A 22,083-nucleotide genomic window follows, 5' to 3' on the forward strand; every position below is an offset into this window, starting at 1 on the left:
GGCGGAAGCGGAATGAAATCCGGGTGGCTCGGCGTTCGGACGAGGACTGATCCCCGTCCGCTTCGTACACCCCCCGGAGAAGAAGAGCCATGCGCGTAGAGATCTGGTCGGACATCGCCTGTCCCTGGTGCTACATCGGAAAGGCCCGGTTCGAGAAGGGTCTCGCCGCCTTCGCCCACCGCGACGACGTCGAGGTCGTGCACCGGTCCTTCGAGCTGGACCCGCACCGCGCCAAGGGCGACACCGGGCCCGTCCTGGAGCTGCTCGCGAAGAAGTACGGGCGGACGCTCGACGAGGCGCGGGCCATGGAGGCGCACGTCGCGTCCAACGCGCACGCCGAGGGCCTGGAGTACCGGACCGACGGCCGCGACCACGGCAACACCTTCGACATCCACCGGCTGCTGCACCTCGCCCGGGAGCGCGGCCGGCAGAACGAGCTCCTCGACCTCGCCTACCGGGCGAACTTCGCCGAGGAGCGCTCCGTCTTCGACGGCGAGACGCTGATCGCCCTCGCCGTGGAGGCCGGGCTCGACGAGGCCGAGGCGCGCACCGTCCTCGCCGACGAGACCGCCTACGCCGACGCGGTGCGCGAGGACGAGCGCGAGGCCGCCGAACTCGGCGCCACCGGTGTCCCGTTCTTCGTCCTCGACCGCCGCTACGGCGTCTCCGGCGGGCAGCCCGCCGAGGTCTTCACCCAGGCCCTGGAGCAGGCGTGGCAGGGCCGCGCCCTCCAGCCGGTGGCCGCCGCCGGCGACGGGGCGGAGGCGTGCGGACCGGACGGCTGCGAGGTCCCCGCGCGCGGCTGACCCCCTCTGACCTGCGCGGATAAGAGCCGCTTGGGGGCGCTCCATGATCGACGGGCATTGACGGGCGGTCGCGGGGAGCCCAGGCTGGGACCATGGACTCCCTCGATCTGCCGCTCGGCGGCGCCGAGTTCGCCCCCACGCGGACCTATCTGAACACCTCCGCCTGCGGCCTGCTGCCGCGCCGTACCGTCGAGGCGGTCACGCTCCTCGCGCGGGAGACCGCGGACGGGCGCTCCGGCGGCGCCGGCAGCTTCGACGTCGTCGACGCCGCCCGCGCCGCCTACGCCCGGCTCGCCGGGGTCGCGCCCGAGCGGGTCGCGGTCGGCAGCTCGGTCGCCGTGCACTCCGGGATGATCGCCCAGTCGATGCCCGCCGGATCCGAGATCCTCTTCCCCGAGGGCGACTTCTCCTCCCTCATCACGCCCTTCACGATCCGCGGCGACCTCAAGGTCCGCTTCGTGCCGCTGGAGCGGCTCGCCGCGTCCGTCCGCCCGGAGACCGCGCTGGTCGCCCTCTCCGCCGTGCAGTCGGCGGACGGGCGCACCGCCGACCTCGCCGCCGTCCGGGCCGCCGCGGCGGCCCACGGGGCCCGCACCCTGCTCGACGCCACCCAGTCCGCGGGCTGGCTGCCGCTGGCGGCGGGGGAGTGGGACTACACGGTCGCCGGCGCCTACAAGTACCTGCTCTGCCCGCGCGGCACCTCCTTCCTCACCGTCACCGAGGAGGCGCAGGACAGCCTGCTCCCCATCCACGCGGGCTGGGTCACCGGCGAGGAGCTGTGGGTCAACAGCTATGGACCGGTGCGCGAACTCGCCCGCTCCGCCCGCCGGTTCGACGAGCCGGCCGCCTTCCTCTCGTACCACGGCGCGGCCGCCTCGCTGGCGCTCCTGGAGGAGATCGGCATCGGGCGGATCGAGGCCCACGACAAGGGGCTGGCCGCCCGCTTCCGCGCCGGGCTGCTCTCGCTCGGGCACCAGCCGGTCATGGACGACTCGACGGTCGTCGCGGTGCCGGGCCTCGGCCACCGCGCGGACGCCCTGGACGCCGCCGGCGTCGTGCTGTCGGCGCGGGCGGGCAATCTGCGGGCCTCGTTCCACCTGTACAACACGGCGGCGGACGTCGACCGGACCCTGGACGTCCTCGCCGGCTGAGCCGTCCTCCCCGCGGGGGCCGCGCGCGGCGGCCCCCCGGCAGGTCACCGGCGGGCGGTCGCCCGCGTCGGCAGGTCACCGGCGGGCGGTCGCCCGCGTCAGCAGGTGATCGGCGGGCAGTCGCCCGCGTCGCCCGCCTCCGCGCGCAGGTTGTCCGCCAGGACGCCGAGGAGGCGGGCCAGCTCGGCCCGCTCGGCCGGGTCGAGCCCGGCCAGCGAGCTCTCCTCCAGGTCGGCCCAGGCGCCCTCCACCCCGGCCCGCAGCGCCTGCCCCCGCTCCGTGGCCTCGACCAGGACCGCCCGCCGGTCGGCGGGGTCGGGGGAGCGGCGCACGTGTCCGCACTGTTCGAGCCGCTGGAGCATCTTCGTCACGGTCGACGGGTCGAGCCCGAGCGACTGGATCAGCTCCGACTGGCGGACCGCCCCGCAGTCCCACAGCCGCATCATCATCAGCTCCTGGCCCGGGTAGAGGTCCAGCTCGCGCAGGCGGCGGCCCATCGCTATCCGGTGCGTCCGGGAGACCCGGGCGAGGGTGTGCCCGACGGGTCCACCGCGCGCGGCGGACGGCAGTTCCTCGGTACAGGCGGGCTCGACTGCGGTCATCGGGGGCTCCTCGGGGCGGCTCTTCACCCCCCAGGTTACCGGTGACCCCGAATATTGCTTGGCTGGCCAATGAATGGGTTACAGTGGCGGCGGGCCAAATAGTTGGCCGACCACATATTTTTTCCGGGAGACCGCCATGACCACCGCATTCGACCCCGTGGACCTCGCAGGCATCCGCCTCGCCAACCGGATCGCCATGGCCCCCATGACCCGCAGCCGCGCCGACGGCCGGGACCGCACCCCCACCGCGATCGTGGCCGAGTACTACGCCCAGCGCGCCTCCGCCGGGCTGATCATCAGCGAGGGCATCCAGCCGGTCGCCGAGGGCCAGGGCTACCCCGACACCCCCGGACTCCACAGCCGCGAGCAGATCGCCGCCTGGCGCCGGGTCACGGACGCCGTCCACGAGCGCGGCGGCCGGATCTTCGCCCAGCTCATGCACTGCGGCCGGATCGGCCACCCCGACCTCCTCGACGGCGACCTCCACCCCGTCGGGCCCTCGCCCGTCGCCGCCGCCGGCCAGGTCTACACCCACGAGGGCCCCAAGGACTTCGTCACCCCGCGCGAGCTCACCGGCGACCAGGTCCACGAGGCGATCGCCGGCTTCGCCGCCGCCGCCCGCAACGCCGTCGAGGCCGGCTTCGACGGCGTCGAGATCCACGGCGCCAACGGCTACCTGATCCAGCAGTTCCTCGCCTCCGGCTCCAACCACCGCACCGACGAGTGGGGCGGCCCGGTCGAGAACCGCATCCGCTTCGCCGCCGAGGTCGTCAAGGCCGTCGCCGCCGAGATCGGCCCCGACCGCACCGGCCTGCGCATCTCCCCGGCCAACACGCTCAACGACATCAGCGAGACCGACACCGACGAGCTCTACACGCGGCTCCTCACCGCGATCGAACCGGTCGGCATCGCCTACCTCCACGTCCTGGAGACCGGACCGGAGCGCCGCCCGCTCGTCCTCGACCTGCGCAAGCGCTTCGCCGGCACCTTCATCCTCAACCCGGCCACCGGCGCCGACCCGACCGGCGCCGAGTCCCTCGCCCTGATCGAGGACGGCACCACCGACCTCGTCGCCTACGGCAGGCTCTTCATCGCCAACCCCGACCTGCCCGCCCGCCTGCGGGCCGACGGCCCCTACGCCACCCCGGACCCCGCCACCATGTACGCCGGCGGCCCCCAGGGCTACGTCGACTACCCCGCGCTGTAGGCCGCGGACACGCGGAAGGGGCGGGGGTCCCGGACCCCCGCCCCTTCCGCGTACCGGCACCTACCGCCAGGCCGCCGTGACCGCCCGGCGCGCGCCCTCCAGGTCCACCGTCCGGCCCGCCTCGCCCAGCACCGCGCCCAGCGCGGCCAGCGACGACTGCACCGCGTTCGGGGTCGCGTCGGCCCCGTAGTGGTTCACCCGGACCATCTCCTTCGCCAGCGCCCCGCCGCCCGCGATCAGCGGCAGCGACGGGTCCGCCGCCAGCGCCTTCGCCACCAGCTCGGAGGCGTCGAGGTCCGCCGGGACCCGCAGCGTCGTCGCCACCGGCGCCGCGTCCCGCGCCTCGTACACATACGGCTCCAGGCCGCCGCCGAGCGCCACCGCGCCCGCGCGGGTCGCCGCCGCGGCCGAGGCGTGCCGGGCCATCAGCCGGTCCAGGCCCTCCGCCTCGATCCGCTCCACGCACGCCTCCAGGGCCAGCATCTCCAGCTGCGCCGGGGCGTGCAGCAGCGCCTTGCGGCCGCCGTCGATCCAGCGCTCCTTCCAGTCCAGGAGGGAGAGGTACGAGCGGCGCGGCGCGGCCGGGTTGGCGGCGAACCGCTCCCACGCCCGCTCGCTCACCGACACCGCCGAGACACCCGCCGGGCCGCCCATCGCCTTCTGCGCGCCGATGATGCACATGTCGACGCCCCAGGCGTCCGGCAGCACCGGCTCGGCGCCGATCGAGGCGACCGCGTCCAGGTAGAAGAGCGCGCCGTGGGCGCGGACGACCTCGCCGATCTCGGCCACCGGGTTGGTGTTGCCGGTGGCGGCCTCCGCGTGCACCAGGGAGACGAAGTCGATCTCCGGGTGCTCGGCCAGCGCCCGCTCCACCTGCTCGGCGGTGACCGCCGTGTGGAAGGGCACCGCCAGGTCGACCACGGTGGCGCCGCAGTCCCGCAGCCAGTTCCCGAAGGTCTGTCCGTACGGACCGGTGACCACGTTCAGCGCCGTCGAACCGGCCCGCGCCCCGCTGCGGATGCACCCCTCCAGGGGCAGCAGCGCCTCGCCCTGGGTGATCACCACGTCCTGCTCGGTGGAGAGCAGCGCGGCGACCCGCCGCTCGACGGACGCGAAGTGCGCGGCGGTCATCGGGGCCAGGTCGAGCAGCGGATGTGTCACGGTCACGGTGGTGCCTTCTCGGGTCGGTGGTACGGCCGTGGCCAGCGTACGCCCACCGGTTCCGCCGCCCCTCGTACAGTGCAGGCATGAGCGATCACGAGGTGTTGCACGTGAAGGGGCGGGTGCTCGTCGGCCCGGAGGACGTACGGGACGAACTCTGGTGCGTGGACGGGCGGATCACCTTCGAGCGGCCGGCGGCGGAGGCGGTCGTCGTCCGGGGCTGGGCGCTGCCCGGTCTCGTCGACGCGCACTGCCACGTCGGACTCGACCGGCACGGCCCCGTCGACGAGGCCACCGCCGAGAAGCAGGCCCTCACCGACCGGGACGCCGGCACCCTGCTCATCCGGGACGCCGGCTCGCCCTCGGACACCCGGTGGATCGACGAGCGCGAGGACCTGCCGAAGATCATCCGCGCCGGCCGGCACATCGCCCGCACCCGCCGCTACATCCGCAACTACGCCCACGAGATCGAACCCGCAGACCTGGTGGAGTACGTGGGCCGGGAGGCCCGGCGCGGCGACGGCTGGGTCAAGCTGGTCGGCGACTGGATCGACCGCGAGGTCGGCGACCTGGCCCCGTCCTGGCCGCGCCCCGAGGTCGAGGCGGCCATCGCGGAGGCGCACCGGCTCGGCGCCCGGGTCACCGCCCACTGCTTCGCCGAGGACTCGCTGCGCGACCTCGTCGAGGCGGGCATCGACTGCGTCGAGCACGCCACCGGTCTGACCGAGGAGACGATCCCGCTCTTCGCCGAGCGCGGGGTCGCGATCGTCCCCACCCTGGTCAACATCGCGACCTTCCCGCACCTCGCGGACGGCGGCGAGGCGAAGTTCCCCCGCTGGTCCGCCCACATGCGCCGGCTGTACGAGCGCCGGTACGACACCGTCCGCGCCGCCTGGGACGCGGGCGTGCCGGTCTTCGTCGGCACCGACGCGGGCGGCTCCCTCGCCCACGGCCTGGTCGCCGAGGAGGTCGAGGAGCTGACGAAGGCCGGCATCCCGCCGCTCGACGCCCTCTCGGCCACCACCTGGGCGGCCAGGACCTGGCTCGGCCGCCCCGCCCTGGAGGAGGGCGCCCCCGCCGACCTCGTCGTCTACGACGAGGACCCGCGCGCGGACGTCCGCGCCCTCGCCGCGCCGCGCCGCGTCGTGGTCAACGGCCGCGTCATCGCCTGAGCCGCCCGGGGAGGCCCGTCAGGCCCGCCGGCGGAGGAAGGCCAGCCGGGCCCGCTTCTCCGGGATGAAGACCTCGGGCAGGTCCACCTCCGGGAGGACGACCTCCGGGCCGATCTCGAAGCCGGCCCGCGCCATGCGGGCGATCGCCTTCTCGTTCGCCGCGTCCGGCTCCACCACGATCCGCAGGTGGTCGCGGTGGCAGAAGGCGATCAGCGCGGTGAGCAGCCCGGCGGTGAAGCCGGGCGTGGGGGTGGCGGTCGGGGCGAGGAAGAGGTGGCAGCCGATGTCGCCCTCCTCGACCTCGTAGCACTCGCTCACCCGGTCCGCCGAGGGCTCGTACGTCTGGAAGACGGACACCGGCTCCCCGTCGACCTCCACGATGAAGCCGTGGTGGGTGGTGAGCGAGTCCAGGTGCGCGTAGACGTCCCTGACCTGCTCGACGGTGGTGCCGTTCATGCCCCAGAAGCGGGCCCGCTCCTCGTTGACCCAGGCGTGGATGAGGGCGGCGTCCGCGTCCGGGGCGATGGGCCGGACGCTGACGGTGCCGAGGCCCTCGACGGTCTGGACGTGTACGGGGGTGGTCATCCCTGCTCCTTGGTGAGGCGGTTCCAGTCGGTGGTGACGGGGGCGAGCTCGCCCCGCAGCCACAGGGGGAGTTGGTCTTCGTGGTGCGGGTCCCCGGCCACCCCGGAGGCGCCGAACGGCACGATCCAGCCGCTGCGTTCGCGGTCGGCCAGGTCCCACACGTACCGCGCGGCCGAGGCACGGGCGCTGCGGTCGGTGTAGCCGGGGGCGCTGGAGGTGGAGAGCACGCAGTCGTGGTCGCCGGCGAGCCCCGGCCACCGGTCGTCGTCCGGGTGGGGCAGCGCCTGCCAGGGCGCGAGCCGGTGCGTGGCACCCCAGACGGCCGGCGGCTCGCCCGCGCCGGTCTCCTCCAGCGCCTCCCGCACGATCCGGTCCACGTCCGCGGCCGGTACGGGCCCGGCCACCAGCAGCGTCTCCAGGGCGAGTCCGACCCGCGGGCCGAGGTACAGCCAGGGGCGGAAGAGCTCCGGGTACGGCCCCGGTTCGCGCAGCCCCGCGAAGACCTCGTGCGCGGCCAGCCGCCGTACGACCGCGCCCCGCACGGCCGCGAAGAGCCCGGCGTCGGCGCTGTCGGCGTCCATCCGCCGGTCCCAGGCCAGCAGCCGCTCCCGCACCCGGCGGGCGGCGGGGGAGAGGCCGCCGGCGCCCTCTCCGCCGGTCGCCTCGACCGCGGCGAGCAGCCGGGCCGCCGCGCGGTTGTCGGTGTCGCGGTGGACGGCCGCGGTGGCCTCGGCGGTCCAGGCGTCGGAGGCGCCGAGGAGCTCGGCTATCCGGTCGGCCCGGTGCGGGGGCGCGAACTCGACGCCGAGCGGCGCGGCGATCCCCCGGGCGTTGGCCATCACCGCGTGGCCGTCCGTCACCTCGGCGCGCGGCAGCGGCGCGGGCTCGGGACCCCAGGCGTGCGCCGGCTCCCAGGCGGGCACCGGCCGCAGGGAGTTGGACCGGTCGCGTACGGGGACGTGCCCGGCGACCCGGTGCAGCAGCCCGCCCTCCGTGTCGGCCGCGAGCACCACGTTCACCGGCTCCACCCAGCCGTCGAGGGCGCTGTCGACCTCGGCGACGGTCCGGGCGGCGAGCAGCCGCGGCAGGACCTCGAAGCCGAGCCGGCCGGTGACCCGGGGCACGTACCGCAGGCTCAGCCCCTCCCACTCGGCGCCGGGCCCGTCCGGCGCGTCACCGGTGATCACCGGGCCGCGCCCGGTCTCGACCACCTCGACGAGGACCGGCTCGCCGCCGGAGACCTCGACCGTCTCGGTGTGCGCGGCGGCCGGCCGCCAGCCGTCGGGACCGTACGCCTCCACGCCGCCGCCGGCGGTGCGCCGCAGCCGCTCCCGGTAGAGGTCCTGGTAGTCGGCCATCGCGTTGGTGATCGCCCAGGCGACCGGCCCGGTGTGCCCGAAGTGGGCGAGCCCGGGCACGCCCGGCACGGCGAGCCCGACGACGTCGTACGCGGGGCAGGCGAGCCGGATCTGCTGGTAGACGCCCGGCGCCTCGATGAACCGGTGCGGGTCGCCGGCCACCAGGGCCGCCCCGCTCGCGGTCCGCTCGCCCGCCACGAGCCAGCCGTTGGAGCCGGCCGTGGCCGGCCCGTCGGCGGCGAACAGCTCGGTCCACTCCTCGCCCAGGCCGGTCGCCACCTGCTCGCGCCACAGCTTGGTCGGGAAGCCGGCGAAGAGGATGTGGGTGGAGAGCCAGACGGCGAGCGGCGTCCACGCCTCCCAGCGTCCGGGCTCCAGCCCGGTGGCGGCGAACTCGGGGGCGCGGCGGGCCCCTTCGGCCAGACCGTCGTTGACGCCGTCCGCGTAGGCCCGCACCCACTCCGCGGTCTCGGGGTCGGTCTCGGCCAGCCGGGCCAGGCAGCGCCGCGCGGTGTCGGCGAGCCGGGCGCGCCGCACGAAGACGTCCCAGCCGGTCTCGGCCGCGCCGAGGAAGGCGGCCGTGGTGCCCTGGGCGCGGTGCCGCTCGACCTCCAGCTGCCAGGCGCGGTCGTACGCGGTGACCCGGCCCTGCGCGAAGGCGAGTTCCGCGGGGTCCGCCGCGCGCAGATGGGGGACGCCGTACGCGTCCCGGTAGACCTCGATGCTCACCCGTACCGATCCCGTCCGTGTGCTTCCAGATGTCGTTAGGTTAGGCTGACCTAAATTGATCGCCGACCCAAGGTAACCCATGGGTCGGGGGGAGGAGCACGCGGTGGGGCACGGGTGGCAGGGCGCGGTCCTTAAGCTGATGGGCGCCAAGGACTTCACGTTCACCGTCACGGGGGCCGAGCAGGTCACCGAGGACTACCGGAGGGTCCACTTCACCGACGGCGGGCTGCTCGCCGCCGCCGGGGTGCACCCCACCATGTGGGTGCGCATCTGGTTCGAGAACGCCGGCAAGCCGCACCAGCGCGGCTACACCCTGGTCGACCCCGACCCGGAGGCCGGCACCTTCAGCCTGGAGTTCGCCCTCCACGACGGCCCCGCCAGCCACTGGGCGCGCGGCTGCGCCCCCGGCGACACCGTCGAGGCCACCCTCCAGGGCACCGGCTTCGAGACCCCCGAGCCCCGGCCCGAGCGGCTGCTCGTCGTCGGCGACCCGGCCTCGCTGCCGGCCGTGAACTCGCTGCTCGACGCGCACCCGGACATCCCCGCCACCATCTGGTTCGAGACCCAGCACGCCTCCGACGCGGAGCTGCCCTTCCGCGTCGACCCGGACCGCCACGAGCTGCGCCGGGTGCCCCGGCAGCGGGCCGGCGCCGACCTCGTCGAGCGGGTCAGGGCCGAACTGCCCGCGCTCGCCGGGCCGGAGGCGTACGTCTGGATCGCCTGCGACACCGCGACCACCCGCGCGCTCGCCGGGTACGCCCGCAAGGAGCTGGCGCTGCCCAAGGACCGGGTGCACGCGCTCGGCTACTGGCGGGCGAGCTGAACCGTTCCGCCGACCGGCGCGATGTTGACGATCCGTGACCCCGCCGGGGCGCGGATCGTTTCACTTCCCCGCGCCGGGCCCTTCCGTCCCCCGGACGGAGTCCCCCGTACGAAACACGCGGGACGGCCGGGAACGGTTGTGTCCTAAAGAATCGAAAATGAACACGGAAACCCCCCTTTGGAGTGAACTCACGTCAGGCGACTGTCGGTTCACTCTCCGTGCGTAAAGATTCCGGTGTCTCAAGTCGCCGCCGCCGCGTCGACCCACCGTCCCCGTGGCGAGCGGCCGGCGACGCCATTCTTCTGTGGGGGTTCCACCATCTTGAACAGCAACACCTTCCGCGCGCCCGTCCGCCGCAGCGCCGCCGCCGCGACCGTCGTCGCCCTCGCCGTCGGCCCCGTGCTCCTCGCGGCCCCGGCCCAGGCCACGGACGGCGAGCGCCGCGAGGGCAAGGCCGGCGCCGTCGTGCTCCGCACCGGACTCGACGTCGGCCTCCTCGGCGAGGCCGTGAAGATCCCGGTCCGCGCCTCCCTCAACGAGGTCCAGGCGCCGGAGAGCGAGAACAAGACCGCGCTCAGCGTGAAGGTGCAGGGCGCGGAGGGCGGCGAGCCCATCGACATCCTCACCGCCGACGTCGCCACCTCGACCGCCACCGTCGACGAGCGCAGGGCCGAGGGGTACGTCAACCTCGCCAAGGCCCGCGTCCACGTCCCCGGCCTGCCCTCGCTGGCCATCGTCGAGGTCGAGAAGGTCACCTCCAAGGCGGTCTGCGAGGCCGGGAAGAAGCCGGTCGCCGAGTCCAACGTCCTCGGCCACGTCCAGGCCCTCGGCAAGAAGGTCACCCTCACCGCGGGCGGCCGCACCGAGCTCGTCGTGCCCGCCGTCGGCCGGATCACGCTGGACCTCTCCCGCACCAGCACCACCACCCGCACCGCGGCCGCCACCGCGCTGGAGCTCGACGTCGAGGTCAACCCGCTCAACCTTGGCGTCGCCAAGGTCAAGGGCACCGTCACCCTCGCCGAGGCCACCTGCGAGACCCCCGACGGCCCCGCCCCGACCGAGCGGCCCACCGAGAAGCCGACCCAGGAGCCCACCGAGCAGCCGAGCGAGCGGCCCACCGAGAAGCCCGCCGAGCAGCCGAGCGAGCAGCCCACGCCGCAGCCCACCGAGTCGAAGGACGACGGCGGCATCACCACGAACAACGGCGGCTCCACCCCGACCCAGAACCTCGCCGAGACCGGCGGCAGCTCCGCCACCCCGTACATCGCCGGCGGCGCCCTCGCGCTCGTCCTCGCCGGCGGCGCCGCCCTCGCCCTGACCCGCTCGCGCGCCCGCGCCCGCGGCTGACGGCCCGAGGAGGACGGCCCGAGGGGGACGCGTCGGGGGGACGCAGGGGGAACCGGCCCGGGGCGGGCGGTGTGACGACACCGCCCGCCCCGGGCCGTCCCCTCTCCGCGGGGGTATGCCGACGGCTCAGCCGCCCAGCAGCAGTGCCTGGTCCAGCGCCTGGAGGAAACGATTCGTCGTCGCCCGGTCCCGGACCGCGAGCCGCAGCCAGTGCCGGTCCAGACCCGGGAAGGTGTCCCCGCGCCGGGCCGCGAACCCCAGCAGCCGCAGCCGCTCCCGTACCGCGTCCGCGCCCTCGATCCGGATCAGCACGAACGGCCCCTCGGCCGCCGCCACCGTCCGCACCTCGTCGAACTCCGCCAGCCCCGCCAGCAGATGAGCCCGCTCCGTCCCGATCCGGTGCGCCGCGTGCTCCGCCTCCGCCAGCGCCGCCCGCGACATGCACGCCTCCGCCGCCACCAGCGCCGGCGTCGACACCGGCCACAGCGGCTGCGCCCGCTCCAGGAGCCCGATCGTGTCCGGCTCCGCGAGCACGTACCCGATCCGCAGCCCGGCGAGGCCCCAGGTCTTCGTCAGACTCCGCAGCACCACCAGACCCGGCACGTCCGTCCGCCCGGCCAGCGCCTCCCGCTCGCCCGGCACCGCGTCCATGAACGCCTCGTCCACCACCAGGTACCGCCCCGGCCGCGCCAGCGCCGTGATCGTCTCCGCCGGATGCAGCACCGACGTCGGATTGGTGGGATTGCCGATCACCACCAGGTCCGCGTCCTCCGGCACCGCCGCCGGATCCAGCCGGAAACCGTCCTCCTCGCGCAGCAGCACCCGGCCCACCTCGTGCCCGGCGTCCCGCAGCGCCGCCTCCGGCTCGGTGAACTGCGGGTGCACCACCACCGGCCGGCGCACCGGCAGCGCCCGCGCGAGCAGCACGAACGCCTCGGCCGCGCCCGAGGTCAGCAGCACCCGCCCGGTGGGCAGATCGTGCCGCTCGGCCACCGCCGCGCGCGCCGAGCGCCCGTCCGGATAGGCGGCCAGGGTGACCAGCGAATGAGCGATCCGCTCCCGCAGCCAGTCCGGCGGGGTCGCCGTGCGGACGTTGACCGCGAGGTCGATGAGTTTCTCGTCCCGGACCTCGGCGTCACCGTGATGACGCAGGTCGTGGAGGTGGCTCCCCGCGTGGGGGCTGTCCGTGTGGGTGTCCATGTCCGCCGTCGTGTGGGGGGTGGGGATGTGGGGTGTGCCAGGCTCGCCAGCGATGTACCCGCACGTCAAGGGCGACAACCGTGCGATGGTTGTCACTTCGTGCAGGCGAAAAGGGGCGAAACCGGCGATCGCGCACGTCACGTGCCGCGACTTCCGCTTCGGCACCAGCAGCACCGCCCCCGGCCCCGCCGCCCGCAGCGCCGCCGCCTCCGCCACCGAAGCCGTCCCCGTCGCCGCCAGCGGCACCTCCGACGGGTGCGGCACGACCACCCCGGCCAGCTCCCCGGCCGGGAACCCCGTCACCGGCACCCCGAGCCGCCCGGCCGCCGCCACGATCCCCGGCTCCGCCACGCGCGTGTCCAGCGTCGCGAACCCCACCACGCGCACGTACGCCCCCGAGAGCCCGGCCCCCGCCACGCGCGCGTGCCCCGCCCCGTCCAGTTCCACGCCGTCCAGCACCCCGTCCAGCCCCGCCCCGCGCGCGTGCCCCGCCCCGTCCAGCTCCGCCAGCGCGGCCCGCACCAGCGTCAGGACCTCGGCCTCCGTCGCCCCCGAACGGGCCCCGACACCGATGTGCACACCGGGCGCCCCATCCGCTACGAAGGGGCCATGGCTGTGCTCGTCGCGCTCGGCGCGTTCCTCATGACGCTCTTCGGCGGCTGGGTCGCGCAGCGCGTCACCGACCGCCGGCACCTCGTCCTCGGCCTCGCCGGCGGCCTCATGCTCGGCGTCGTCGGACTCGACCTGCTGCCCGAGGCCCTGGAGGCCGCCGGGGAGGAGGTCTTCGGCGTCCCCCAGGCCCTGCTGCTCTTCGTCGGCGGCTTCCTCTTCGCCCACGTCGTGGAACGCCTCCTCGCCACCCGCCGCGCAGCCCACGGCGCCGAGACGGGGCAGCAGTCCGGCGGGAAGACCACCGAGCGGACCCCGCAGGTCGGCCTCGTGGCCGCCGCCGCCATGGTGCTGCACAGCCTCATGGACGGCATCGCCCTCGGCGCCGCCTTCCAGGTCGGCGGCGGCATGGGCGCCACCGTCGCCCTCGCCGTCGTCACCCACGATTTCGCCGACGGCTTCAACACCTACACGCTCACCCGCGTCTACGGGAACGAGCGCCGCAAGGCCCTCGCCATGCTCCTCGCCGACGCGATCGCGCCGATCGCCGGCGCCGGCCTCGCCACCCTGCTCACTCTTCCGGAGGAACTGCTCGGCAGCTATCTCGGCTTCTTCGGCGGCGCCCTGCTCTACCTCGCCGCCGCCGAGATCCTGCCCGAGGCCCACCACACCCACCCCGCCCGCACCACCCTGCTCTGCACGGTCGCGGGCGTCGGCTTCATCTGGCTGGTGGTGGGCCTCTCCGGCGGCTGAACTCACCCGCAGCGCCCCACGAACCGCGCGGCGACCTCGGGAGACCCCGCCCAGTGCGTGTGCACGTAACTCGCGTGCACCCCGCCCTGCACGAAGCCCTCCACCCGGGTCTCCGGCTGCCGCAGCCCCCAGGCCGCGAGCGCGCCCGCGCCCGGCTCGATCACCGTCCGGTGGAACTCGTGCCCGCGCAGCCGCGCCCCGGCCGGCGCGAGGACGCTGTCGCTCACGGCCACGGCGTCCCGGTAGCCCAGCGTCAGCCGTGCCGACATCCGCGCGTCCGCGTCGAGCACCCCGCACATGGGTGTGCCGTCCAGCGACCGCGCCAGATACAGCAGCCCGGCGCACTCGGCGGCGACCGGCGCCCCGCCGGCGGCGAAGGCGGCCACGGCCTTCCGCAGCGGCTCGTTGGCGGCCAGCTCGGCCGCGTACATCTCCGGGAACCCGCCTCCGACGACGAGCCCGCCCGTCCCCTCGGGAAGCGCCTCGTCCCGCAGCGGGTCGAAGGTCACCACCTCCGCGCCGGCGGCCGTCAGCAGCTCCGCGTGCTCGGCGTACGAGAAGGTGAACGCGGCCCCGCCGGCCACCGCGACGACCGGCCGGCGCCCCGCCCGGGGCGCCACGACCGGCGGCGCCCACGCCTCGGCGTCCAGCTCCGGCGCCGACCGCGCCAGCGCGAGCAGCGCCTCCAGGTCGCACCCGGCGCGCACCTGCTCCGCCTGCGCGGCCACCGCCTCCACGGCCTGCGCCTGCCGCTCGGCGACCGGGATCAGCCCGAGGTGCCGCGACGGCGTCGCCACGGCGGGCGCCCGCCGCAGCACGCCGAGGACCGGCACCCCCGACTCCCCGAGCGCCTCCCGCAGCAGGTGCTCGTGCCGGTCGGTCGCCACCTTGTTCAGGATCACGCCGCCGATCCGCACCTCCGGGTCCCAGGACGCGAAGCCGTGCACCAGCGCCGCCACCGACCGCGACTGCGAGGACGCGTCCACGACCAGCACCACCGGCGCCCTCAGCAGCTTCGCCACCTGCGCGGTGGACGCCAGCTCGCCCTGGTCGGCGGCCCCGTCGTACAGGCCCATGACCCCCTCGACCACGGCCAGGTCGCAGCCGCGCGACCCGTGCGCGAAGAGCGGCGCGACCAGCCCCGTCCCGCACATGAACGCGTCGAGGTTGCGGCCCGGGCGGCCGGTGGCGAGCGCGTGGTAGCCCGGGTCGATGTAGTCGGGGCCCACCTTGTGCGGGGAGACGGCCAGACCACGGCCGGCGAACGCGGCCATCAGGCCGGTCGCCACCGTGGTCTTGCCCGCGCCCGACGAGGGGGCCGCGATGACGAGACGTGCTACCACTCGATGCCCCGCTGGCCCTTCTGACCGGCGTCCATCGGGTGCTTCACCTTGGACATGTCGGTGACGAGGTCGGCGAAGTCGACCAGCTCCTGCGGCGCGTTGCGCCCGGTGATGACGACGTGCTGCTGCCCGGGACGGTCCCGCAGCACCTCGACGACCTCCTTGACGTCGATCCAGCCCCAGTGGAGCAGGTACGCGAACTCGTCGAGGACGTAGAACCTGTACTTCTCCTCGGCCAGGTCCCGCTTGACCTGCGCCCAGCCCTCGCGCGCCTTGTCCTCGTGCGACTGCTCGCCCTCGGCGACCTCGCGCTGGATCCAGGACCAGCCCTCGCCCATCTTGTTCCAGGTGACCGTCCCGCCCTTGCCGGTCTCGCCGAGCGCCTTGAGGGCGTTCTCCTCGCCGACCTTCCACTTGGCGGACTTCACGAACTGGAACACCCCGATCGGCCAGCCCTGGTTCCAGGCGCGCAGCGCCATCCCGAAGGCGGCCGTCGACTTCCCCTTGCCGACTCCGGTGTGCACCATCACCAGCGCCCGGTTGCGGCGCTGACGGGTCGTGAGACCGTCGTCGGGCACGACGGTCGGCTGTCCCTGCGGCATTAAGCGGCCCTCCTGACAGAGCGGTTGACTTGTGCTTCTCGTACGAGCCCGGCGATCGCGTCGGCGCGCAGTTCGTCCAGGGTGACGGCGGTGCCGCCCAGATCGCGGGCGAGGTTCCCGGCGAGACCGAGCCGCACCGGGCCCGTCTCGCAGTCCACGACGACGCTCGCGGTGCCGTCGGCGGCGTGCAGCCGCGCGGCCCGGGCGGCCAGACCCACCGGGTCCGGCCCGCCGCCGGTCGCCCGCCCGTCGGTCACCACCACGAGCAGCGGCCGGCGCGAGGGGTCCCGCAGCCGCTCCACCCGCAGCACGTCCCGGGCCTTCAGCAGCCCGGCGGAGAGCGGCGTACGACCACCGGTCGGCAGCTCCTCCAGCCGGGCGGCGGCGGCGTCCACGGACGACGTCGGCGGCAGCGCCAGCTCGGCGCCGCGCCCCCGGAAGGTCACCAGGCCCACCTTGTCGCGCCGCTGGTAGGCGTCGAGCAGCAGCGACAGCACGGCGCCCTTCACCGCGCCCATCCGCTTCCGCGCGGCCATCGACCCGGAGGCGTCCACGACGAACAGCACCAGGTTCCCCTCGCGCCCCTCCCGCACCGCCTGCCGCAGATCGTCCCGGCGCACCACGAGCCCCGCCCCGGACCGCCCGCGCGCCTTCTGGTGCGGGGCGGCGGCCCGGACGGTCGCGGCCAGGTGCAGCTTGGTCAGCGCGCCCTCGGGGCGGGTCGCCCCGGTGGTCCGCCCGTTCTGGGTCCGGGCCCGCGAACGCCGCCCGGCCGCGCCCTCGCCGAGCCCGGGCACGCTGAGCATCCTCGTACGGAACGGCTCGCCGGCCTTCACGGCTGCCCGCTCACCGGCCGCGCCCTGCGGAGCCGGTGCCTGCGCGGGAGCCTCCTCCGGTACGTCACCGGCCTCGGGCGCGGGTCCCTCACCGCCCTGCGGTGGCACGCCGCCGCCCCCGGGCCCACCGTCCCCCGGCCCGTCCGGCCCCGGATCCGGATCGTCCTCGGGCTCGTCGTCCCCCTTGAACTGCTCCAGGGTCTCGTCGAGCTTGTCCTCGTCCATCCCCGGCGCGTCGAAGGGATTGCGCCGCCGCCGGTGAGGCAGCGCCAGCAGCGCGGCCTGCCGCACGTCCTCGCTCGTCACCTCGTCCCGCCCCGCCCACGCGGCGAGCGCGGTCGCGGTCCGGGCCATGACGATGTCGGCGCGCATGCCGTCGACCTCGAACGCGGCGCAGGTGGCGGCGATCTGGAGCAGCACGGCGTCCCCGAGGGCGACCTTCGGCAGCAGCTCGCGCGCGGCGACGATCCGCTCCCGCAGCGCGGCCTCCTCGCCGGCCCAGCGCTCGGCGAACCCGGCCGGGTCGTCCTCGAACGCGAGCCTGCGCCGCACCACTTCGACCCGCTCCTCCGGCACCCGGGAGGCGGCGACCTCCACGGTCAGCCCGAACCGGTCGAGCAACTGCGGCCGCAGTTCGCCCTCCTCGGGGTTCATCGTCCCGACGAGCAGGAACCGCGCGGCGTGCCGCACGGACACGCCCTCCCGCTCGACGTGCGAGGCGCCCATGGCGGCGGCGTCCAGGAGGTGGTCGATCAGATGATCCGACAGCAGATTGACCTCGTCGACGTACAGAATCCCCCGATGGGCGGCGGCGAGCAGCCCCGGCTCGAACGCCTTCACGCCCTCCGCGAGCGCCCGCTCGATGTCGAGCGCCCCGACGAGCCGGTCCTCGGACGCCCCCACGGGCAGCTCCACCATCCGCGCGGGACGCGAGTCCGCCCCCGCGTCCAGGTGGGGCCCGTCCGGACAGCCCGGATCGGGCGCGACGGGATCACAGCTGAACCGACACCCGGCGACGACGCCCACCGCGGGCAGCAACTCGGCGAGCGCGCGCACGGCGGTGGACTTGGCGGTCCCCTTCTCGCCCCGGACGAGCACGCCGCCCACCGCCGGTGACACGGCGTTGAGCAGCAGCGCGAGCCGCAGGTCGTCCATCCCGACGACGGCGGTGAACGGATAGCGGGTGCTCATCGAGCGATCACTCCTCGGGAAGACGTGTATGCGGTGTCAGCGCGCTCGAAGTGCCGGCCGTTCGCCGCCGACGGCGGGCAACCGCCCACCAGGGGGCGCGCCGGCGCGTAAGCCCCGCCCCCCGCCCCCCTCACGGCGCACCCGGCGGTACGAACGGCAGCCCCTTGGGCGCGCCGTCCTCGATGAGCCGCAGCAGCGCGTCCGTGTCGGCGTGCTCCTCGATCAGGTCGCCGAGCCGGTCCAGCTGCTCCTCGCGCAGCGCGCCGAACGACGTGTCGGGGGCCGGGACGAAGGCCCGCCCGGCCGCCGCCGCGACCTCCCGGAGGAAGGCGCGCCGGAAGCCGTCGCTCTCCAGGGAGCCGTGCCAGTGGGTGCCCCACACCGCGCCGACCCGGCACCCGTCGAGGAAGGGCTCCCCGCCGCGTACGTCCGCGACGCCGTGGTGGATCTCGTATCCCTCGACCCGCTCGCCGAGTGCCTCGCCGACCGGCCGCGCGAGGGTCTTCTCGCGTGCGAACCGGACGCGTACGGGCAGCAGCCCGAGCCCCTCGACCGCGCCGGCCTTCGACTCGACCTCGTCCTCGATGTGCTCGCCGAGCGCCTGGAAGCCGCCGCAGATCCCCAGCACCGGCCGGCCCTCGGCGGCCCGCCGGGCGAGCGCCTCCGCGAGGCCCCGCTCGCGCAGCCACGCCAGCGCCTTGACCGTCCCCCGGGTGCCCGGCACGACCGCCAGGTCCGCGTCGGCCAGCTCCTCCGGCCGGTCGACGAACCGCACGATCACGCCCGGCTCGGCGGCCAGCGCGTCCACGTCGGTGAAGTTCGACATCAGCGGTACCGCGCAGACCGCGACCCGCAGCACGTCCGCGCCGAGCGGCGGCGCGACGACCGACTCGCGGACGGTGCCGCGCAGCGAGACCCGCAGCCCGTCCTCCTCGTCGATGCCGAGGCCGTGCGCGTACGGCAGCACCCCGAGGGTCCGGCGCCCGGTCAGCCCGTGCAGCATGTCCAGGCCCGGTTCGAGGAGCGTCACGTCACCGCGGAACTTGTTCACCAGGTACCCGGCGATCAGCTCCTGGTCCTCGGGCGCGAGCAGCGCCGTCGTGCCGAAGAACTGGGCGAAGACCCCGCCCCGGTCGATGTCGCCGACGACGACGACCGGGAGCCGCGCGGCCCGCGCGATGCCCATGTTGACGATGTCGGTGCGGCGCAGGTTGATCTCGGCCGGGCTGCCGGCGCCCTCGCAGATCACCGCGTCGTGGGTGGCCCGCAGCTCCTCCAGGCAGGCGAGCACCGGCTCGAAGAGGGTCTGCTGCCGCCCCCCGTGGTAGCCGCGCGCGCTCATCTCGCCGACCGGCTTTCCCATGAGCACGACCTGGCTGGACCGGTCGCCGCCCGGCTTGAGCAGCACCGGGTTCATCAGCGCGGTCGGCTCGACGCGGGCGGCCTGCGCCTGCATGGCCTGGGCGCGGCCGATCTCGGCGCCCTCCCGCGTCACGAAGGAGTTGAGGGACATGTTCTGTCCCTTGAACGGCGCGACCTTGACGCCCTGCCGGACGAGCCAGCGGCAGATGCCCGCCGTGACGACGCTCTTGCCCGCGTCGGAGGTCGTCCCGGCGACGAGCAGCCCCCCACCCTTCACTTCGTCCTCCGCTTCACCGTGTCCGTGATCAGCCGGCCGCCCACGCAGACGGCCAGGGTCAGCCAGGTCACCCGGCGGGAGAGCCGGACGGCCCGGTCGATGTCGGCGACCTCGACGGGCCGCCCGCCGCCGTTGAGGACGGGCCGGTGTTCGACCCGTCCGCCGTACGAGAGCGTTCCCCCGAGCCGTACCCCGAGGGCGCCCGCGAACGCCGCCTCGACGGGGCCGGCATTGGGGCTCGGGTGCTTGCCGGCGTCCGCCCGCCAGGCGCGTACGGCGCCGCGCCGGTCCCCGCCCGCGACGGTCGCGAGGGCGGCGGTCAGCCGGGCGCCGGGCCAGCCGGCCAGGTCGTCGAGGCGGGCCGAGGCCCAGCCGTAGCGGCGGTACCGGGGCGACCGGTGGCCGACCATCGCGTCCAGGGTGTTCACGGCCCGAAAGCCGAGCAGGCCGGGGACGCCGGCGACCGCGCCCCAGACGAGGGCGCCGACGACGGCGTCGGAGGTGTTCTCGGCGACGGACTCGACGACCGCGCGGGCCATCGCGGGGCCGTCCAGGGCCTGCGGGTCGCGCCCGACCAGGTGCGGCATCCGCTCCCGGGCGACCTCCAGGTCGCCGGCGGCGAGCGCCCCGCCGATGGCCCGGGCCTCCCGGCCCAGGGTCGTACCGCCGACGACGGCCCACACGGCGGCGGCGGTCAGCGCGGCGGAGGCGGCCCGGCTGCCCCGGGCCGTGCGGGCGGCCAGCGCCCCGGCGGCGGCGGCGCCCCCGGCGCAGACGGCGGTGTGCAGGGCGCCCCGGCCGCGGTGGTCGCGGTACAGCCGCCGTTCGACGGCGGCGGCGGCCCGGCCGAAGGCGGCGACGGGGTGGCCGCGGCGGGGATCGCCGAGGACCAGGTCGACGGCGAGGCCGGCGGCCGCTCCGTACGCGAAGACTGCGGTGGCTCGGGAAGCCACGGGGGTGCGGCCGGGCATGGCGGCGTGTCCTCACTCAGGGTCCGCGCCCTGGGTCGACGTGACCGGCGGCGAGAGTTCCTGACTCCCGGTCCCCGCCGTTCGCCGGGGCCGGTCACAGTGGCGGGACCGCGCCGGAATCGCACCGGGCTTCCTCTCCATTGCCGCCGTGTTGGCCCCGGCAGTCCACCACGCCCCGCGAAGGGCCGTCAACTCACCCTTGACCTGCGACGGGTCACTGTGCGAAGCGCCACAGACACGAGGGCCGGACCCGCCCTCGGAAGAGGTGCGGGCCCGGCCCTCGGAGTGTCGTGGTCAGGCGACGATCAGATAGATGCCGTACGCGACGGCCGCCGCGCACAGCGCGAAGCAGGCGTAGGCGCCGGTGCGGGCCAGGACGGCGGAGCCGCCCGCGGCGGCGGCCTTCTCCTGCTTGCCGAGGCCGACGATCCCGAGGGTGAAGAGGCCCACGAGGGCGACGGTCGCCACGAGGCTGACTCCGAAGACGGAGCCGAGAGCTGCCCAGTCGATCTTCATGGCTGGTTCCGGTTTCCTTAGGGGGTTCTCGGGAGGGGGCTCAGACCGCGGCGGCGGGGGCCGGGGGAGCGGCGGGGTCGTTCGGACCCGGCGCGTGGATGGTGGTCTTGAGGCCCTCGTCCGCGACGGCGGCGACGGAGCCGGCCGGCGGCGGGGTGACGGCGGCGATGGCCGTGGTCACGACGCCCGCGGGCTCGTCCGCTCCCGCTCCGGGCTCGTCGTCGTTGACGTTGGTGTGGTCGACCACCTGGCGGCGGGAGTAGAGCCAGATGCCGAGGCAGGAGGCGACCAGGAAGCCGGCGACGGTGTAGATGCCCCAGTCGCCCTGACGGGCCACGAACTCGGCCCCGGCCGCGACCAGGCCGGCGGCCGGCAGGGTCAGGCCCCAGGCGGCGAACATGCGGGTGGCGGTCGACCAGCGGACGACACCGCCCTTGCGGCCCAGGCCCGCGCCCATCACGCCGCCGGAGCAGACGTGCGTGGTGGAGAGGGAGTAGCCGAGGTTGGAGGAGGCCAGGATGACGGTGGCCGCGCTGGTCTGGGCGGCGAAGCCCTGCTGCGGCTGGAGGTCGGTGAGGCCCTTGCCCATGGTGCGGATGATGCGCCAGCCGCCGAGGTAGGTGCCGAGCGCGATCGCCAGGCCGGCGGAGACGATGACCCACAGGGGCGGGTTCGAGCCGGGGACGAGGGCGCCGCCGGCGACCAGGGCGAGGGTGATGATGCCCATGGTCTTCTGGGCGTCGTTGGTGCCGTGCGCGAGCGAGACGAGACCGGCGGAGGCGATCTGGCCGGCGCGGTAGCCCTTCTCCGTCGTCTTGGCGTCCGCGTTCCGGTCGAGCCGGTACGTCAGCCGGGCCGCGAACATCGAGGCCACGCCGGCGACGATCGGGGCGGCGACCGCCGGGATGAGGACCTTGGTGACGACGACGTCGCCGTTGACACCGCTGAAGCCGATCGAGGCGACGGTCGCGCCGATCAGGCCGCCCATGAGGGCGTGCGAGGAGCTGGAGGGCAGTCCGACCAGCCAGGTCAGCAGGTTCCAGAGGATCGCGCCGACGAGCGCGGCGAGGATCACTTCGGGCTGGATGCCCTCCTCGTTGACCAGTCCCTTGGAGATCGTGTTGGCGACCTCCACGGACAGGAACGCGCCGACCAGGTTCAGCACGGCGGACATGGCCACCGCCGTCTTGGGCTTGAGAGCACCGGTCGAGATGGTCGTGGCCATCGCGTTCGCGGTGTCGTGGAAACCGTTCGTGAAATCGAACACGAGAGCTGTCACGACCACAATGGCGAGCAGCAGCGTGATGTGTTCCATTTACCCAGGCAATCGTTTGACGTCAGTGGCTGGTCGAACGTAGGCAACCTGAGTGAACGGAAGGTGAACTGGGTGGGGCATCACGGTGTCCCGAACCGGGGTTGTGAGATTCCGTTTCGTCTCCGGGGCGCCTCCGTGTCCACCATCCGGTCACCCCGCGACCACGG

The 22,083-nt window shown here is 74.9% G+C and carries 19 protein-coding genes and 1 riboswitch; of the genes, 7 read left to right on the forward strand and 12 right to left on the reverse strand.

What is annotated here, in order from left to right:
- The first annotated feature begins 89 nt into the window (after positions 1-89).
- Positions 90-806, forward strand: a complete 717-nt coding sequence (locus tag IF73_RS0102325) for a DsbA family oxidoreductase (RefSeq protein ID WP_031002863.1) — start codon at positions 90-92, stop codon at positions 804-806.
- Between the two features lie 92 nt (positions 807-898).
- Positions 899-1,957, forward strand: coding sequence for an aminotransferase class V-fold PLP-dependent enzyme (locus tag IF73_RS0102330; RefSeq protein WP_031002865.1), 1,059 nt, complete (start codon positions 899-901; stop codon positions 1,955-1,957).
- A gap of 98 nt (positions 1,958-2,055) precedes the next feature.
- Here the strand turns inward: IF73_RS0102330 and IF73_RS0102335 are convergent, their stop codons facing one another.
- On the reverse strand, positions 2,056-2,559 hold the full coding sequence (locus IF73_RS0102335; protein WP_037878080.1) for a MarR family winged helix-turn-helix transcriptional regulator: 504 nt from the start codon (positions 2,557-2,559) through the stop codon (positions 2,056-2,058).
- 136 nt (positions 2,560-2,695) lie between these two features.
- Between IF73_RS0102335 and IF73_RS0102340 the strand changes: the two genes are divergently transcribed.
- Complete coding sequence (locus tag IF73_RS0102340; protein WP_031002868.1) at positions 2,696-3,766, forward strand: alkene reductase; 1,071 nt, start codon at positions 2,696-2,698, stop codon at positions 3,764-3,766.
- A 60-nt stretch (positions 3,767-3,826) separates the two neighbouring features.
- Here the strand turns inward: IF73_RS0102340 and IF73_RS0102345 are convergent, their stop codons facing one another.
- Entirely contained in the window at positions 3,827-4,927 is a 1,101-nt protein-coding gene (locus IF73_RS0102345; protein WP_031002869.1) for a pyridoxal-phosphate-dependent aminotransferase family protein, read from the reverse strand.
- A gap of 86 nt (positions 4,928-5,013) precedes the next feature.
- On the opposite strand from IF73_RS0102345, the gene IF73_RS0102350 reads away from it, so the two are divergent.
- A complete protein-coding gene (locus IF73_RS0102350) occupies positions 5,014-6,099 on the forward strand; it encodes an amidohydrolase family protein (protein ID WP_031002871.1) in 1,086 nt (361 codons plus the stop codon).
- 18 nt (positions 6,100-6,117) lie between these two features.
- Here IF73_RS0102350 and IF73_RS0102355 read toward each other — a convergent pair whose 3' ends face one another.
- Positions 6,118-6,684, reverse strand: a complete 567-nt coding sequence (locus IF73_RS0102355) for a GNAT family N-acetyltransferase (protein WP_031002873.1) — start codon at positions 6,682-6,684, stop codon at positions 6,118-6,120.
- Entirely contained in the window at positions 6,681-8,771 is a 2,091-nt protein-coding gene (locus IF73_RS0102360; protein ID WP_031002875.1) for a penicillin acylase family protein, read from the reverse strand. Before IF73_RS0102360 ends, IF73_RS0102355 begins: the two co-directional genes overlap by 4 nt.
- Before the next feature lie 103 nt (positions 8,772-8,874).
- Here IF73_RS0102360 and IF73_RS0102365 point away from each other — a divergent pair, with 103 nt between their 5' ends.
- Both IF73_RS0102365 and IF73_RS0102370 read left to right on the forward strand, forming a co-directional pair.
- Positions 8,875-9,594, forward strand: a complete 720-nt coding sequence (locus IF73_RS0102365; protein ID WP_031002877.1) for a siderophore-interacting protein — start codon at positions 8,875-8,877, stop codon at positions 9,592-9,594.
- A 321-nt stretch (positions 9,595-9,915) separates the two neighbouring features.
- Positions 9,916-10,941 (forward strand): SCO1860 family LAETG-anchored protein, encoded by a 1,026-nt coding sequence (locus tag IF73_RS0102370; protein WP_031002879.1) that lies wholly within the window; start codon positions 9,916-9,918, stop codon positions 10,939-10,941.
- 126 nt (positions 10,942-11,067) lie between these two features.
- Here the strand turns inward: IF73_RS0102370 and cobC are convergent, their stop codons facing one another.
- Entirely contained in the window at positions 11,068-12,720 is a 1,653-nt protein-coding gene (cobC, locus tag IF73_RS0102375) for an Rv2231c family pyridoxal phosphate-dependent protein CobC (RefSeq protein ID WP_078867909.1), read from the reverse strand.
- Positions 12,721-12,750: 30 nt separating this feature from the next.
- On the opposite strand from cobC, the gene IF73_RS0102380 reads away from it, so the two are divergent.
- A complete protein-coding gene (locus IF73_RS0102380; protein WP_031002883.1) occupies positions 12,751-13,503 on the forward strand; it encodes a ZIP family metal transporter in 753 nt (250 codons plus the stop codon).
- Positions 13,504-13,505: 2 nt separating this feature from the next.
- On the opposite strand, the gene IF73_RS0102385 is transcribed toward IF73_RS0102380, so the two are convergent.
- From IF73_RS0102385 to IF73_RS0102415, 7 genes are all read right to left on the reverse strand, one after another.
- Positions 13,506-14,846, reverse strand: a complete 1,341-nt coding sequence (locus IF73_RS0102385) for a cobyrinate a,c-diamide synthase (RefSeq protein WP_031002885.1) — start codon at positions 14,844-14,846, stop codon at positions 13,506-13,508.
- Positions 14,840-15,448 carry a cob(I)yrinic acid a,c-diamide adenosyltransferase gene (cobO, locus tag IF73_RS0102390; RefSeq protein ID WP_031002887.1) on the reverse strand — a complete coding sequence of 203 codons (609 nt, stop codon included), beginning with the start codon at positions 15,446-15,448 and terminating at the stop codon, positions 14,840-14,842. The genes IF73_RS0102385 and cobO overlap by 7 nt, the downstream gene beginning before the upstream one ends.
- Positions 15,448-17,475 carry a putative cobaltochelatase gene (locus IF73_RS0102395; RefSeq protein ID WP_031002888.1) on the reverse strand — a complete coding sequence of 676 codons (2,028 nt, stop codon included), beginning with the start codon at positions 17,473-17,475 and terminating at the stop codon, positions 15,448-15,450. The genes cobO and IF73_RS0102395 overlap by 1 nt, the downstream gene beginning before the upstream one ends.
- A 130-nt stretch (positions 17,476-17,605) precedes the next feature.
- Positions 17,606-19,114, reverse strand: coding sequence for a cobyric acid synthase (locus IF73_RS0102400; RefSeq protein ID WP_031002889.1), 1,509 nt, complete (start codon positions 19,112-19,114; stop codon positions 17,606-17,608).
- Positions 19,111-20,085: a cobalamin biosynthesis protein gene (locus IF73_RS0102405; protein ID WP_031002890.1), complete on the reverse strand. Its 975-nt coding sequence runs from the start codon at positions 20,083-20,085 to the stop codon at positions 19,111-19,113. Before IF73_RS0102405 ends, IF73_RS0102400 begins: the two co-directional genes overlap by 4 nt.
- A gap of 54 nt (positions 20,086-20,139) precedes the next feature.
- A riboswitch (cobalamin riboswitch) is annotated at positions 20,140-20,222 on the reverse strand.
- A gap of 157 nt (positions 20,223-20,379) precedes the next feature.
- The gene (locus tag IF73_RS0102410; RefSeq protein WP_030492788.1) at positions 20,380-20,601 is read right to left on the reverse strand and encodes a hypothetical protein; all 222 of its coding nucleotides are present in this window, start codon (positions 20,599-20,601) and stop codon (positions 20,380-20,382) included.
- A 40-nt stretch (positions 20,602-20,641) separates the two neighbouring features.
- Positions 20,642-21,916: an inorganic phosphate transporter gene (locus IF73_RS0102415; RefSeq protein ID WP_031002891.1), complete on the reverse strand. Its 1,275-nt coding sequence runs from the start codon at positions 21,914-21,916 to the stop codon at positions 20,642-20,644.
- Between the last annotated feature and the right edge of the window lie 167 nt (positions 21,917-22,083).

This window comes from Streptomyces sp. NRRL F-5727 (assembly GCF_000719555.1).
Lineage (GTDB): Bacteria > Actinomycetota > Actinomycetes > Streptomycetales > Streptomycetaceae > Streptomyces.

Coding starts and splice junctions, on each gene's coding strand:
- IF73_RS0102325 (WP_031002863.1), top strand. CDS start 90: ATGCGCGTAGAGATCTGGTCGGACATCGCCTGTCCCTGGTGCTACATC.
- IF73_RS0102405 (WP_031002890.1), bottom strand. CDS start 20,085: ATGCCCGGCCGCACCCCCGTGGCTTCCCGAGCCACCGCAGTCTTCGCG.
- IF73_RS0102395 (WP_031002888.1), bottom strand. CDS start 17,475: ATGAGCACCCGCTATCCGTTCACCGCCGTCGTCGGGATGGACGACCTG.
- IF73_RS0102380 (WP_031002883.1), top strand. CDS start 12,751: ATGGCTGTGCTCGTCGCGCTCGGCGCGTTCCTCATGACGCTCTTCGGC.
- IF73_RS0102350 (WP_031002871.1), top strand. CDS start 5,014: ATGAGCGATCACGAGGTGTTGCACGTGAAGGGGCGGGTGCTCGTCGGC.
- cobO (WP_031002887.1), bottom strand. CDS start 15,448: ATGCCGCAGGGACAGCCGACCGTCGTGCCCGACGACGGTCTCACGACC.
- IF73_RS0102355 (WP_031002873.1), bottom strand. CDS start 6,684: ATGACCACCCCCGTACACGTCCAGACCGTCGAGGGCCTCGGCACCGTC.
- IF73_RS0102410 (WP_030492788.1), bottom strand. CDS start 20,601: ATGAAGATCGACTGGGCAGCTCTCGGCTCCGTCTTCGGAGTCAGCCTC.
- IF73_RS0102340 (WP_031002868.1), top strand. CDS start 2,696: ATGACCACCGCATTCGACCCCGTGGACCTCGCAGGCATCCGCCTCGCC.
- IF73_RS0102415 (WP_031002891.1), bottom strand. CDS start 21,916: ATGGAACACATCACGCTGCTGCTCGCCATTGTGGTCGTGACAGCTCTC.
- IF73_RS0102330 (WP_031002865.1), top strand. CDS start 899: ATGGACTCCCTCGATCTGCCGCTCGGCGGCGCCGAGTTCGCCCCCACG.
- IF73_RS0102335 (WP_037878080.1), bottom strand. CDS start 2,559: ATGACCGCAGTCGAGCCCGCCTGTACCGAGGAACTGCCGTCCGCCGCG.